This is a genomic window from Hymenobacter metallicola (genome assembly GCF_004745645.1).
GTDB classification, from domain to species: domain Bacteria; phylum Bacteroidota; class Bacteroidia; order Cytophagales; family Hymenobacteraceae; genus Hymenobacter; species Hymenobacter metallicola.
In genome coordinates, this window is sequence record NZ_SRMB01000001.1 from 605,667 (window position 1) to 618,498 (window position 12,832).

Below are 12,832 nucleotides of genomic sequence, written 5' to 3' on the forward strand. Positions count from 1 at the left end.
TGGGCTGAAGCGCGCAAGCCCGGAAGTTTGGGTTTCTTGCGCCTATATTCTCAACTTCTTATTCTTTGCATTATGCTGGTTTTCTTTGGATTAGGCCAAACCCGAATTACGACAACGGCCCTCTCTGGCGTTGCCTGCGCTTACTGCGGCACCCCAGAATCGTTGACTGCCACGGTGTTTTCGCGCTATTTTCACCTTTTTTGGCTACCGTTCATTCCCCTCGGCAAGTTTAGCCTGACCCAGTGCGGCCATTGCAAGCAGGTGCTGGAGCAAAAGGAAATGCCCGCCGCTTACCAGGCTCCGGTAGCCGCTACCCAGAATCAGGCCCGGTTGCCGGTTACCAATTACCTGATGCTTATTCTGCTCGGTATAGCCGTGCTGTTTATTATTGGCGTGGGGCTGTTTAGCGACAAAGACCCCGAAGCGGCCTCCGCGGTAGAACCCGCCACGGGCACTTCAGTAGCTGAGGAAGCGCCGGCCGAAATGCCCACCGCCGGGGCAGTGTTCTTGATGCCGATGGGTACTGGCCGCTATTCGCTGATGCAGGTCGTCAAAACCACTCCCGACAGCGCCTACTTCCGCATCACCAACCCGCTCACGGGTGGGCCCGGCACGGCCAAAATAACCAGCGCCCTGCGCGACTCAGTGGCGCCAGCCAACCAGGCTACGGCCTGGAGCCGCCAGCAGTGGCAAACGGTGCGGCAGTACAACAAGGAATTTATTAGGCTGCGGTAACTAGTTGTTTGAAAGTCTACTAGAGCACCCACGCTAAAATACCACTACCTCTTCCGAGTCAAAGTAGTAGAGCACGCACTGCACCTCGGTGTACCCCAGCTGCCGAAACAGACCCGCGTACTGCTGGAGCTGGCGGCGGTGCTGGGGCTCGGGCGGCGGAATCTTGAAGTCAATCAGCGTCACGCGGCCCGGGGCGGGCTGCACGTTGGGCTCGAACACAATCCGGTCGGGCTTATACTCCTGGCGGCGGGTGCCACCCACCAGGATTTCCCGCTCGGTTTCCACAGCCACGGCTAGGCTGAAGTAGTGGGCCATCTGCGGGTTTTCCACGGTGCGCCGCAGCAGGCTCACCAGCGTCCCTTTTTCCTTGCTGCTGACTAGGCCCTCGGCCACGAGCTGAGCGGCTACCCGGTCCACGTCGGTGGCTACTTCGAGGCGGCGCAAGGCGTAGTGCAGCTTGCGGTTCCACTCGCGCTGGGCCTGTTGGTCGTTGAAGTCAAAAATTGTGTTAGCGTGGCGGCGCAGGCGCAGGCGCTCCTCCCAGGGCGTGCTGCTCAGGTTGGATAGGGAATAAGTTTCGGTTACTTCCTGGGCCTTGAGCCGGGGCACGAAGTGGTGGCTGTCGGCCAGGGTGTAGGCCGTGCGCTCATCGTTCCAGGCACCGGTAGCCATAAGGTAGCGGTGCAACAGCTCGGCCACCGTCTTGGCCGGCTCGGCGGCCGTTGGCGCCTCAAACTCCTTGGCGGCTTTGGTGGGCTTGGGCCGCCGACTAATGGCGTAGAGCCGGTGCCGGGGGCGGGTAAAAGCTACGTAGAGCATGTTGAGGCCTTCCAGAAAGGTCTTTTCCAGCTCCTCAGTGTACTGCTGGGCCAGCGGGGTGCGCAGCAGGGCCTGGGTTTGGCTGACCACCGCAATGGGCGGCATGTCGGGCACGGGCTTTTCCTCCTCCGGCAGCTGGCCCCAGAGCAATGTGCCACGGTAGGGCGTCAGGCTCCAATCGGCGAAGGGCACGATGACCACCCCGTAGGCCAGGCCCTTGGCCTTGTGCACGGTGGTAATAGTAATGGCGTCGCGCCCGGCCGGGGCGTTGATGCTCAGCGCGCTTTTCTTCTGCTCCCAATAGGCCAGAAAGTTGTTGAGGTTGTTGCCAAAGCGCAGGCTATATTCCAGGGTCAGGTCCAGAAAGCGGAACAGGTACTCACTTTCCTCGTTGCGGCCCAGCAGCCCGAAAGTGCCCATCAGCCGCTCGGTCAGCTCGTAGAGGCCCAGGTTGCCGGTTTCCCGCTCCCGCACGTCGTAGCCCAGGCTGCGCAGCTCATCAAAAAAGTCCTGGGCTTTTTCGGCGTTGGCCAGCGTGGCAATGTGGCGGGCCCGGGCCGGGGTGGGGGCCAGCTGCCGCACCACCTTATCCACCAGCAGCAGGGCCTCGGCCCGGGCCAGGGTATCGGCGGGCCGGTTCAGCACCCGAAACAAGGCCACCAGCAAATTCACCACCTCGGCAAACTCCAACGACAGCGAATCGGCCGAAATAATAGGGTAGCCCCGCTCTTTCAGAAACTTAGCCACCTGGCGGCTACTGTCGCGGCGGCGGCAGAGCACGGCAATATCCTGAAGCCGAAACCCGTCCTGCATAGCCTGCTCCACCAGCTGCAAGGTCAAATACAGCGTGCTGGCTTCGTAGTCAAATACCTCGTCGGGACCCACGCCGGGCAGTGTTTCCGGGGTATAGTCGCCCGTTACCGGGTCGTAGCGCCGGGCGGGGGCGTCGTCTTCGGTAAAGAGCAATTCCACGTGGCCGGCTTCCCCGCCGGGCGTCTGTTGGCCAAAATGCTCATCGTAAATGCTCTGCACCAGCGGCAGCTGCGGGTGGGTTTGGCTGACCTGCCCGAAAAAGTCGTTGTTGAACTGGATGATTTCCGGGGCCGAGCGGTAGTTGGTGTTCAAATGCTCGGGCGTCAGGGCCTGGTCCAGGGTGTAGTAGCGGTCCTGTAGCAGCCCGCGCAGCTCCTCGTCGGCCACCCGGCCGTAGAGGTGGTGGGTTTCATTCTTGTGCAACCGCAGAATCTGCTCCATTTCTCCGCCCCGCCAGCGGTAAATGGCCTGCTTGGCGTCGCCCACAGCCAACGACAGGTTGCCGGTCGACACGGCATTTTCGACCAGGGGCAGCAGGTTGTTCCACTGCAAAACCGACGTGTCCTGAAACTCGTCGATGAGCAGGTGCAGGTACCGTTCGCCCATCCGCTCGTAGAGAAAGGGCACCGGCTCGCGCAGCACGATGCTGGCAATGCGGCGGTTAAACTCGGCAATGAGCACCACGCCCCGCTCCCGGCTGAGCTGGTCCACGGCCTTGCTCAGCTCGCTCAGCAAGGACACGTGAAACAGGTAGGGCAGCATGCCGTTCACCAGAATGTAGTCCGCCAGCAGCGTGGCCCGCAGGTTTTCCAGCTCCTGGTAGTAGCGGGTCACGTCCTCTTTCACCGCGTCGACGCGCTGCTTGTCGGCGGCCGTTTTCACCTTGCCGCTGTACCACTTGTCCTGCTCAAAGGTGGCCCGCACGTAGCTGTTGGCCTCTTTGTCGGGCAAGAGCCGCTCTTCCCACTTGGTGAAGTAGCCGATGATGCCGTTTTTGCCCTGGTACAAGTCGGCTTCCGTCACGCCGGCCGTTTCCAGGGCTACTATGGCCTGCAGGGCCGCCAGCTGAAACTTGCCCTCAATCACCTCCTTGCGCTTGCGCAGGGTCTCGTGCAGCCGCCGGTAGTCCTGCAACGACATTTTCTGCAGCTGGGTCACGGCCTCGTGCACGGGCTCCGAGAGCAGAAAGCGCCCGAACTGTACCAGCTCGTCGCTTAGGTTGTTCCAGCTCCGGCCCTCGTCGGCTTTGCTCAGGGCGTAGTCGGCCAGGGAGCGGCTGAGCAGGGCCGCGTTGGGGTCCCGGTTGACGCGGTCCAGCAGCAGGGCCACCGCGCTTTGCAGCACCGCGTCGCCGTCGAGCTCCACCTCAAACGTGGCCGGCAAGCCCAGCTCCCGGGTAAAGGCCTGCACAATGCGCTGCACGAAGGAGTCGATGGTGCTCACGCCAAAGTCGGCGTAGTGGTAGAGTACCAGCCGGAAGGTAGCCGCCGCCCGCCGCCGCAGTTCCTGCCGCTGTTCCTCGGGCGTTTCGGCGCGCTTCGGCAAGTGGCCTTCCGCGGCCAGCTCCCGGGCAATGTCGCCCAGCAGCGCATCCTGCTGATGTGCGTCATCGGGGTAAGCAAAGCTGCGCAAGGCGCTGATAATCCGCTCCTTCATCTCGCCCGCCGCGTCGTTGGTGAAGGTGATAGCCAGAATACTCTTGAAGTAGGCCGGGTCTTCGGAGCCCAAGGCCAGCTTCAGGTATTCCTTGGTCAGCTGGTAGGTTTTGCCGGAGCCGGCGGAGGACGAGTAAATACGGAAGGTGGCAGGCATTGGAGGAGAGGAAAGCGGCCCGCAAGATACTTGATAAGCGGCGGTGAATAGCCGGTTTTAGATAGATTGCGGCTGCTTATATCCCCTTTGCCTTTTCCCTATTTTCTGCCAACGTGCTCTTCGTGCGGAATCTACTCCTAACCCTGCTGCTTGCAATTCCGATAACCGGAGCATCAGCGCAGCCGTCTTCGCCCGCCAGCTCCCTGCTGACACCGGCTCAGGTAGCGGCCAGGTTCACACCAGCGGTAAAAAGCGTACTAGGCATTACCCTGCCCATCTTTCGGGTGTACAAGTACTCGGATACTTCCGGCGTCTATTACGCCGTACTGACGGAAAGCCAGGACTCGCGGGATGCGGAAGGCGAGTTGTTGAATAAGCAAATCAAAGCCCTGGTCTTCAAGAATAGTCCGCAGGGGCTGGTGAAAGCCTGGGAGCTCAACGACCGTATCCTGCAGAACGAGCAAGAGGAAGAAACCATCTGGTTCTGGACTAAGTACGCCGAGTTTAAAGACTACGACCAGGATGGTCTCATCGAGCCTATCATCGTGTATGGCACCTCCGGGCTAAATGGCTACGATGACGGGCGCCTCAAGTTCCTGATTTACTACAAGGGGCAAAAAGTAGCCCTTCGCCACCAGAACAGCGTGCTGGACTACGGCCGGTCTACGCAGGTAGACAAAGCCTTCTACGCCCTGCCCGCCGGCCTGCAGGCCGCCGTGAGGCAAAAGATGGAAGCCCTGGATGCCGCGGGCCTGGCTATTTTCCCTTCTGGCTGGCAAACTTCCATGAAGAATAAAAAGATGGTCTACGACGACTAGCCTACAGCCACCCGCAGCCGCTGCTCCACCTCGGGCGTTACGCGCTTGGGCCGCTGCGTAGCCGGGTCGAGCAATACCCACTGGGTTTCGGCCTCGCAGAGCAGCCCGCCGTCGGCTTCCCGCTCGATGCGCACAAAGCGCTGAGACTGGGCCCCGCGTACTTCGCCTATCCAAGTGGTGCAGCGCAGCTGTTCGCCCAGAAAGGCGGGTTTGTGGTAGCGCACCCGGTGTTCCATGACCACCCAGATATACTGCTCCCGCTCACCCACCGGAAAGGCTGCATGCCAGTGGGCTGCCGCCGTGTCCTGCACAAACTGCACGTACTGTACATTGTTGACGTGATTCAACTCGTCAATGTCGGACTCGACCACGGTAAGCAGGCGGGAGAAGCGGAAGGAGGCAGCGGAATTAGTCATGCGGGCAACGTCTGGGTTAGGCAAATGCAAGTACTGCTAAAAGGGGGCTCTGGTTAAACAATTGCCCCTAGCGTTCTGCTTCCGCAGCCGCCGCAAGGAACTAAGCTCGGCAATACTAGCCCCGTTTGCGCGCTTTTGGCCTGGTGTAACGTTGAGCTGTACAAAAAAATCTTTAAAAATCATCGGTTGATAAGTGCCGTTTGCAGCGTGTCAAGGCGGTTTTGTCGGCAAGGGTGGCGGGGCAAGCAGAACCTTGCACCAGGCGTAGGGTCAACCGTTACATCCGAAATGCGTACCTTTGGTTCAAGTTTAAGATAATGTGCTTCATCTATTCTGTTATTCGTTCTGCGAAGAGCTGCATCAGATTGCATGGCCACTTTGCTTGAATGACATCCATACAATATCCTCATGCAAACAGGAACAGTAAAATTCTTCAATGACACCAAGGGCTTTGGTTTCATTAAATCTGACGAAAACGGTCAGGACATCTTCGTGCACGTAAGCGACCTGATCGACGAAATTCGCGAGAACGACAAAGTGCAATTCGACGTTGCACAGGGCCGCAAAGGCCTGAACGCCGTAAAGGTGTCGTTGGTGTAAATCACCTTATTCACTTCTCGCAAGTGAAACAGAAAAGCCTGCCTTGTGCAGGCTTTTTTGCGTTTAGGCCAGATCAAATAGCATCTTGACAGCCAATGGTATAGCAGATATATCTCTATACTGTCGAACTTCTATTGCTGGCTCCCTGTTACAGCCAACTCAGCCGGAACAGGCAGCAGATAGCTGCTGAAAATTCAGCTCGGCTGGATCAATCAATTCGTTTTAAAAAGGAATAAGAGTAGCTAAAAATGCCTGTCTGGTATCTTTTCTCGCGGGAAATACGTACCTTTGCAGCCGCATTGAGAACGGCCATGTTCCGCGCAGCATAGGCTGCAGTAATCTAATAGGCTGGCCGCCTTCGTCTTCCGTCCGTTGCTTCCGTCGCTTGTCGTTGTTGTTGAGTGGGAGAGGAACGTCGCTGAATCCGCTGTTTTCAGAGCTAGTGTCTCCCATTCCATCTAACATAGACATGGAAAAAGTAAAATTTGAAGAGTTAAATCTCTCCGAGGAACTGCAGCGCGCCATTGCTGAGCTCGGCTACGAAGAAGCATCTCCCATCCAAACGGCCGCCATTCCGGTTCTGCTCGAAGGCAAGGACGTGATTGGCCAGGCCCAGACGGGTACCGGTAAAACCGCCGCTTTCGGCATTCCCGCCGTGGAAGGCGTTGATACCAACAACCGCGCCGTGCAGGTGCTGATCTTGTGCCCCACCCGTGAACTGGCGGTGCAGGTTTCGGGCGAAATTCAGAAACTGGGCAAGTACAAGCGGGGTTTGGCCGTCGTGCCGATCTACGGTGGCCAGAGCTACGACCGGCAGTTCCAGGCCCTGGAGCGCGGCGTGCAGATCGTCATTGGTACGCCCGGCCGGGTAATGGACCACCTGGAGCGTGGCACCCTAAAGCTGGACCAGGTAAAGAAAATCATCCTCGATGAGGCCGACGAAATGCTCGACATGGGCTTCCGCGACGACATCGAAGTGGTACTGAGCAAAATGCCCGAAGACCGCCAGACGGTGTTCTTCTCGGCTACGATGAGCAAGCCGATTATGGAGCTCACCAAAAAGTACCAGACCAACCCGCAGATCGTAAAAGTCAATCATCAGGAACTGACTGTTACGAACATCGAGCAGATGTACTACGAGGTGCGCAACCCGATGAAGAAGGACGTATTGTCCCGTATCATCGACATGTACAACCTCAAGTCGACCATCGTCTTCTGCAACACGAAGCGCATGGTAGACGAGTGCGTGGCCGAATTGCAGGCCCGTGGCTACTTCGCCGACGGTTTGCACGGCGACATGGGCCAGCAGCAGCGCCAGAACACCCTCGACAAGTTCCGTAAGGGCACGCTCGAAATCCTGGTTGCTACCGACGTAGCCGCCCGTGGTATCGACGTGGAAAACGTGGAAGCCGTTGTGAACTACGATCTGCCTGCCGACGAGGAGTACTACGTGCACCGCATCGGCCGCACGGGCCGCGCCGGCAAGCTGGGCAAGGCCTTCACCTTCGTGAGTGGCCGCGACATCTACAAGCTGCGCGACATCATGCGCTACACCAAAGCCAACATCAAGCAGGAGCGTATTCCTTCGTTTGAAGATGTGTCGGAGGTAAAAACCACGCTGTTCCTGGCTCAGATCAAAGAAATCATTGAGAAAGGCAAGCTGGAGAAATACGTAGCCCGCGTGCAGCGTCTGCTCGATCAGGAAGAGGACATCACGTCGTTGGACGTGGCGGCCGCCCTGCTCCGTATGACGATGAAGGAAGACAAGCAGGCCGAGAAAAGCCTGGAAGCCGGCCGCCAGCAAGGCGCCGTGCGCCCCGGCTTCACCCGCCTCTTCGTCACGATGGGTAAGAAGGACCGGGTTCATCCCCGCGACATCGTGGACCTGATTGCCGAAAATACCGCCCTGACCGGCAGCAAAGTCGGCGACATTGCCCTCTACGACAAGTTCAGCTTCGTGGAAGTGCCTTCGGAGTTTGCCGAGGAAATCACGACCAAGCTGGGCCGCACCTCGATTCAGGGGCGCCCCGTGTCGTTCAACATTGCCACGCCCCGCCAGGAAGGTGATGCGCAGCAGGAAGGCAACACCCGGGGGCCCGGCGGCTTCGGGGGCGGTGAAGACCGGCCACGTCGCAACTTCGGGGAGCGGCGCGAAGGGGGCTTCGGCGGCAACCGCGGCGGCAGCTACGGCGAGCGACGCGAAGGTGGCTTCAACCGCGGGGGCAGCTCCTACGGCGGCAACCGGGAAGGTGGCTACCGCGGTGGTAACAGCGGCGGCAGCTCCTACGGCGGGGGCTACAAAGGCAACCGCGACGGGGGCAGCTCCTACGGTGGTGGTTATAAGGGCAAGCGCGACAACGACGGTGGCGGCTTCCGCGGCGGCAACCGCAGCGAAGGTCCGGCCCCCCGGCCGCGGCAGGACTACGACGAATAGATGCTAGCATAGGAGGCGGGTAGGGCTTTGGTCATACCCACCGCTTACGGTATACAAAAAAGGCCCCGCCGGATTACGGCGGGGCCTTTTTACGTTTAAGACGCGCTTACTTCGAAGCCGAGGCATCGCGCAAGGAGCGAATTTCGTTGTGGGCTGCTTGAATGCCCTGGTATTGCTTTTCGATAATGGTCTTGAGCTGGCCGGGCAGTCCTTCCGCTTTCAAAGCCGTCTGGTAAGCTTTTACGGCGTAATCTTCGCCCCGCTCGCACTCGTTTAGAATGCTTTCCCGGCTCTTGCTGGTAATGGCGGCTTTGAGGTTAATAAAGGCGCGGTGGATGGTGCCCGTTACGGAGCTTTCCTCGTCGGCCTTCAGGTTGAGCTGGTGCATCTGGTCTTCCAGCTCGGTCAGGAAACCGTCGCGCTGCACGGCATATTTCTTAAATACCTGCTTCAGGTCATGGTCCTCAACGTCGGCAGTGGCAGTAGAGTAGCCTTTTTCGCCGTCTTTGAGGGTTTCGAGCAATTCGTTCAGCAGGGCTTGGGTTGCTTTGGCTTCCATGAGAGTGGGTCAGTAGATTATGTGTAGTAGAAACAAAGGTTGTGTCTCTCTTTACTGCCGGGACGGTCGTAGGGTTGCAATAAGCGGGGAAGCCTGCTTTAATTAAATGCTATTGGATGAGGAAAAAATAGAATTCATCGGGCTGGTACATACGCACAACCCCACGGCTGCCGGCTAGCCCTGGCTCATGGCCTGCCCGGCCAAAAAGCCGGTGGTCCAGGCGGCCTGAAAGTTGAAGCCCCCGGTGATGCCGTCAATGTCGAGCACCTCGCCGGCGAAGTGCAGTCCCGGGACCAGGCGGCTTTCCATGGTTTTCATGTTGACTTCGCCCAGTACGACACCGCCGCAGGTCACAAATTCCTCCTTAAAGGTCGTTTTGCCGCGCACGGCCAGCGGCATGCGCAATAGCAGTTCTATCAGGCGGTTCTGGGGCTTGGCGGGCAACTCGCTCCAGCGGGTTTCGGCCCCAATGCCGGCCTGCTCGACCAAAGCCCTCCACAGCCGTTGGGGCAGGCCAAACAGCGGGTTGACCAGCACCACTTTCTTTCCGTTTTCATCCCGGAAGGTGTGCAGCCACTGGCGCAGGGTTTCCTCATTATAGGTTGGAATCCAGTTGACCAGGGCGGTACCCGTGTAGCTAAGCTCGTGCAGGCGCCGGGCGCCCCAGGCGGAGAGCTTGAGCACGGCCGGTCCGCTGACGCCCCAGTGCGTGATTAGCAGCGGGCCTTCGTAATCGAGCTTTTCGCCGGCAATAACCACCCGCGCGTGGGGTACGCTCACGCCCATCAGCTCTTTGAGCGGCGACTCGGGTACGTTGAAGGTAAACAACGAGGGCACGGGTTCGGCAATGGTGTGGCCCAGCTGCCGCAGCCAGTCGTAACCCTCGGTTTTGGGTACGCCCCCGGTGGCAATGAGCAGCCGTTGGGCCGTTATCGTTTGGGCGTGGGCGCCGGTGAGCTGCACCTGGAAGCCGCCCTCGGGCAGGGGCGCAAATGCCTCGGCACTCGTGTTAAGCAGGATCTGCACGCCGGCTTGGCGGGCCGCTTCCAACAGGCACTGGGCAATGGTTTCGGAGGAGTCGGTGGTAGGAAACATCCGGCCGTCGGCCTCAGTCTTGAGCTCCACGCCGCGCTGGGCAAACCACCGGACGGTATCCTGGGCACCGAACTGCTGAAAAGGCTCCTTGAGCTTTTTGCCACCCCGTGGGTAGTGCTGCACCAGCTGAGCGGCCGAAAAACAGGCGTGCGTCACATTGCAGCGCCCCCCGCCCGATACGCGCACTTTGCTCAGCAGCTTGCCCGTTTTTTCTACCAAGTATACGCGGGCGGCCGGGTTGGCCTCCGCGCAGCTGATGGCCCCAAAAAAGCCGGCTGCCCCGCCCCCCAGCACCACTACCGTCGGTTTCGTCGTATTCACAAAGGCAAAGATAACCCTTGAATTCGCGACTTAGCAGTAGGGCAGCGCCGCCAGCAGATCGTCGTGTTGAAATTCGTAGCCGACCGTCTGCCGAATCAGGCTGCTGTCGATGGTTTTGCCGCCGGCTGATTCGGGCTGAAAAACCGGGGCTGGCAACCCCAGCTGCTGGGCCGCCGCGCGGTAGAACTCCCGGCGGGGCAGGTGCTGGGCCGCGCTGGCATTGAAGGTATAGCCCCAGTGCTGCTGCTGAATAATGCTGAGGAGGAGGCCGATACAGTCGTGAAGGTGAATCAGATTGACGGGTGCATCCCCGTTGGGAACGGCCTGGCGGCCGGCCAGAAAACGGCCGGGGGGGCGTTCCGGTCCGATCAGGCCACTGAGCCGTACCACCGTAGTTTGCCACTGGCCCTGGGCCGAAGTGAACTGCCCTTCGGCCCGGAGCAAATCCGAAGTAGCCTCGGCCGAAGCTACGGCATCGGCTTCGGTCATGCAGCGGGGCTCGTCGGGATACACGCTGGTCGAGCTGACGAACAGCACGTGCTTGACCCCGGCGGCGGCTACGGCGCTGCCGACGGGGCGCAGCAGGGCCGGATAGCCGCCCGCGCCGGCTTTGCTGGGCGGAATGTTCAGGACCAAGACCTCGACGCCGGTCAGCATGACCCGCAGCGTATCGGCATCGGTGGCGCTAAAATCAGGGCCTAGCTGCAACAGATAGGGCGTAATACCGGCGTCGCGCAGCGTGAGCAATTGCATGGGCGTCGTGGTAGAGCCTACTACGGGGTAGCCGGCCGCAACCAGGCTTTTGGCCAAGGGCAAGCCCAGCCAGCCGCAGCCCAGCACGGCAACAGAAGGAAGAGAGGGAGAGGAAGGAGCCGTCATGAGAGGCCAAAGGTGGGAAAAAATCCTTCTTCTCGTTTTACTTGGGGGCAAAGCCAACAATTACCGTTCTTGCAGCTTTCCCATCCTTCCCTTATTACTTCCCCCTTTCTATGCCTGCCTACTCTCAACCCATGCTCCGCGACAACGCCCTGCAGGGCAAAACCATCGTTGTAACCGGCGGCGGTACCGGCCTGGGCCGGGCCATGACCACGTATTTTCTGCAACTGGGTGCCAACGTGACCATAAGCAGCCGCAAGCTCGACGTGCTGGAAAAAACGGCTGAAGAGCTGCGCCAGCAAACCGGGGGCAACGTGCTGGCCGTGCAGTGCGACGTGCGCAAGTACGAGGAGGTAGAGCACATGCTGCAGCGCACCATCGACGAGTTTGGCGGCGTCGACGTGCTGCTCAACAACGCGGCCGGCAACTTCATCAGTCCCACCGAGCGCCTCTCGCACAAGGCCTTCGACGTGATTGTCGACATCGTGCTGCGCGGCTCCTATAACTGCACCCTGGCCTTCGGCAAGCGCTGGATTGCCGACCAGAAGCCCGGTACGATTCTCAACATCGTCACGACCTATGCTTCCGTGGGCTCGGCCTACGTGGTGCCTTCGGCCGCGGCCAAAGCGGGCGTGCTCGCCATGACCCGCTCGTTGGCCGTGGAATGGGCCAAGTACGGGATTCGCTCCAACGCCATTGCTCCCGGTCCATTCCCAACGGAAGGCGCCTGGAGCCGCCTGTTTCCGGCCCCGCTGGCCCAGAAGCTGGATCCGGCCGCTTCCGTGCCCCTTAAGCGCGTGGGTGAGTACCAAGAACTGGCCAACCTGGCGGCTTATCTCGTGTCCGACTTCTCGGCTTATGTCAATGGTGAAGTAGTAACCATCGACGGGGGCGAGTGGCTAAACGGTGCCGGCGAATTCAACAAGCTGGAGCTGATTCCGGCCCCGATGTGGGACGAAATCGAAAAAGCCATGCGCGGGAATCGCTAAAGCCGCTTGCCTTTGCTAGATAAAGTTGTACTGTTGTGCTTGGAGAGCAGCAAATAGCTGCTCTCCACTATTCCTGCCCTCTTATCTGACCCAACTATGAAAACATCTTCTACTGATGCTGATCAGCCCCGCTCGGGGCTGGAGAAAACGACCATTCCGCTGAAAGAAGCCCAGGAGCGGGTAAAGTGGTGGCTGCACGCCGCCGGAAAAATGCCCCCGTTCAAAGACGACCCTGGCGCTGTCCCCCGCGCCATTTTCATCAAGCTGGAGGACATTTCGGAACTGATGGCGGCTTATCCTGATATCAAAGGCATCCGAGTGTATTTTGGCTTGAACGAGAAAGGCAGCACTGAAATCACCGGGTTGGTCGTCCCCGTCATTCAGATGGAAGACCACACCTACCAGGACCGTATCCGGGGCGGAGACGACCCCGAAAAAACGGCCGTTTACGACTTTACGGCGCCCTGCCCGATTTACTGCGACACGGCCAGTGAACTGTACGTGCCCTACGACGGGAACAATAGCTGAGCGTAGGCACTAATGGG

At 59.5% G+C, this 12,832-nt stretch carries 11 protein-coding genes; 6 read left to right on the plus strand and 5 right to left on the minus strand.

The window, feature by feature from the left end; genetic code table 11:
- The first annotated feature begins 72 nt into the window (after nucleotides 1-72).
- Nucleotides 73-735: a hypothetical protein gene (locus E5K02_RS02505; RefSeq protein WP_135391749.1), complete on the plus strand. Its 663-nt coding sequence runs from the start codon at nucleotides 73-75 to the stop codon at nucleotides 733-735.
- 33 nt (nucleotides 736-768) lie between these two features.
- Here E5K02_RS02505 and E5K02_RS02510 read toward each other — a convergent pair whose 3' ends face one another.
- Nucleotides 769-4,179: a UvrD-helicase domain-containing protein gene (locus tag E5K02_RS02510; protein WP_135391751.1), complete on the minus strand. Its 3,411-nt coding sequence runs from the start codon at nucleotides 4,177-4,179 to the stop codon at nucleotides 769-771.
- A 122-nt stretch (nucleotides 4,180-4,301) separates the two neighbouring features.
- Here E5K02_RS02510 and E5K02_RS02515 point away from each other — a divergent pair, with 122 nt between their 5' ends.
- Nucleotides 4,302-4,997, plus strand: a complete 696-nt coding sequence (locus E5K02_RS02515) for a M949_RS01915 family surface polysaccharide biosynthesis protein (protein WP_135391753.1) — start codon at nucleotides 4,302-4,304, stop codon at nucleotides 4,995-4,997.
- Here E5K02_RS02515 and E5K02_RS02520 read toward each other — a convergent pair.
- Nucleotides 4,994-5,413: an acyl-CoA thioesterase gene (locus E5K02_RS02520; protein ID WP_135391755.1), complete on the minus strand. Its 420-nt coding sequence runs from the start codon at nucleotides 5,411-5,413 to the stop codon at nucleotides 4,994-4,996. The two genes, E5K02_RS02515 and E5K02_RS02520, sit on opposite strands and share 4 nt — an antisense overlap.
- A gap of 408 nt (nucleotides 5,414-5,821) precedes the next feature.
- On the opposite strand from E5K02_RS02520, the gene E5K02_RS02525 reads away from it, so the two are divergent.
- Complete coding sequence (locus E5K02_RS02525; protein WP_135391757.1) at nucleotides 5,822-6,013, plus strand: cold-shock protein; 192 nt, start codon at nucleotides 5,822-5,824, stop codon at nucleotides 6,011-6,013.
- A gap of 469 nt (nucleotides 6,014-6,482) precedes the next feature.
- Nucleotides 6,483-8,447: a DEAD/DEAH box helicase gene (locus tag E5K02_RS02530; protein WP_135391759.1), complete on the plus strand. Its 1,965-nt coding sequence runs from the start codon at nucleotides 6,483-6,485 to the stop codon at nucleotides 8,445-8,447.
- 106 nt (nucleotides 8,448-8,553) lie between these two features.
- Here E5K02_RS02530 and E5K02_RS02535 read toward each other — a convergent pair whose 3' ends face one another.
- From E5K02_RS02535 to E5K02_RS02545, 3 genes are all read right to left on the minus strand, one after another.
- Entirely contained in the window at nucleotides 8,554-9,006 is a 453-nt protein-coding gene (locus E5K02_RS02535) for a PA2169 family four-helix-bundle protein (protein ID WP_135391761.1), read from the minus strand.
- Between the two features lie 174 nt (nucleotides 9,007-9,180).
- Nucleotides 9,181-10,422: a BaiN/RdsA family NAD(P)/FAD-dependent oxidoreductase gene (locus E5K02_RS02540; protein WP_240737122.1), complete on the minus strand. Its 1,242-nt coding sequence runs from the start codon at nucleotides 10,420-10,422 to the stop codon at nucleotides 9,181-9,183.
- 30 nt (nucleotides 10,423-10,452) lie between these two features.
- Nucleotides 10,453-11,301 (minus strand): Rossmann-fold NAD(P)-binding domain-containing protein, encoded by an 849-nt coding sequence (locus E5K02_RS02545; protein WP_135391763.1) that lies wholly within the window; start codon nucleotides 11,299-11,301, stop codon nucleotides 10,453-10,455.
- 110 nt (nucleotides 11,302-11,411) lie between these two features.
- On the opposite strand from E5K02_RS02545, the gene E5K02_RS02550 reads away from it, so the two are divergent.
- Nucleotides 11,412-12,287, plus strand: a complete 876-nt coding sequence (locus tag E5K02_RS02550) for an SDR family oxidoreductase (RefSeq protein ID WP_135391765.1) — start codon at nucleotides 11,412-11,414, stop codon at nucleotides 12,285-12,287.
- 96 nt (nucleotides 12,288-12,383) lie between these two features.
- Nucleotides 12,384-12,815, plus strand: a complete 432-nt coding sequence (locus E5K02_RS02555; protein ID WP_135391767.1) for a hypothetical protein — start codon at nucleotides 12,384-12,386, stop codon at nucleotides 12,813-12,815.
- The last annotated feature ends 17 nt before the right edge of the window (nucleotides 12,816-12,832 follow it).

What these genes read in the sequence shown, in the direction of transcription:
- E5K02_RS02505 (WP_135391749.1), top strand. Translation starts at nt 73, where the DNA reads ATGCTGGTTTTCTTTGGATTAGGCCAAACCCGAATTACGACAACGGCC.
- E5K02_RS02510 (WP_135391751.1), bottom strand. Translation starts at nt 4,179, where the DNA reads ATGCCTGCCACCTTCCGTATTTACTCGTCCTCCGCCGGCTCCGGCAAA.
- E5K02_RS02520 (WP_135391755.1), bottom strand. Translation starts at nt 5,413, where the DNA reads ATGACTAATTCCGCTGCCTCCTTCCGCTTCTCCCGCCTGCTTACCGTG.
- E5K02_RS02525 (WP_135391757.1), top strand. Translation starts at nt 5,822, where the DNA reads ATGCAAACAGGAACAGTAAAATTCTTCAATGACACCAAGGGCTTTGGT.
- E5K02_RS02530 (WP_135391759.1), top strand. Translation starts at nt 6,483, where the DNA reads ATGGAAAAAGTAAAATTTGAAGAGTTAAATCTCTCCGAGGAACTGCAG.
- E5K02_RS02535 (WP_135391761.1), bottom strand. Translation starts at nt 9,006, where the DNA reads ATGGAAGCCAAAGCAACCCAAGCCCTGCTGAACGAATTGCTCGAAACC.
- E5K02_RS02545 (WP_135391763.1), bottom strand. Translation starts at nt 11,301, where the DNA reads ATGACGGCTCCTTCCTCTCCCTCTCTTCCTTCTGTTGCCGTGCTGGGC.
- E5K02_RS02550 (WP_135391765.1), top strand. Translation starts at nt 11,412, where the DNA reads ATGCCTGCCTACTCTCAACCCATGCTCCGCGACAACGCCCTGCAGGGC.
- E5K02_RS02555 (WP_135391767.1), top strand. Translation starts at nt 12,384, where the DNA reads ATGAAAACATCTTCTACTGATGCTGATCAGCCCCGCTCGGGGCTGGAG.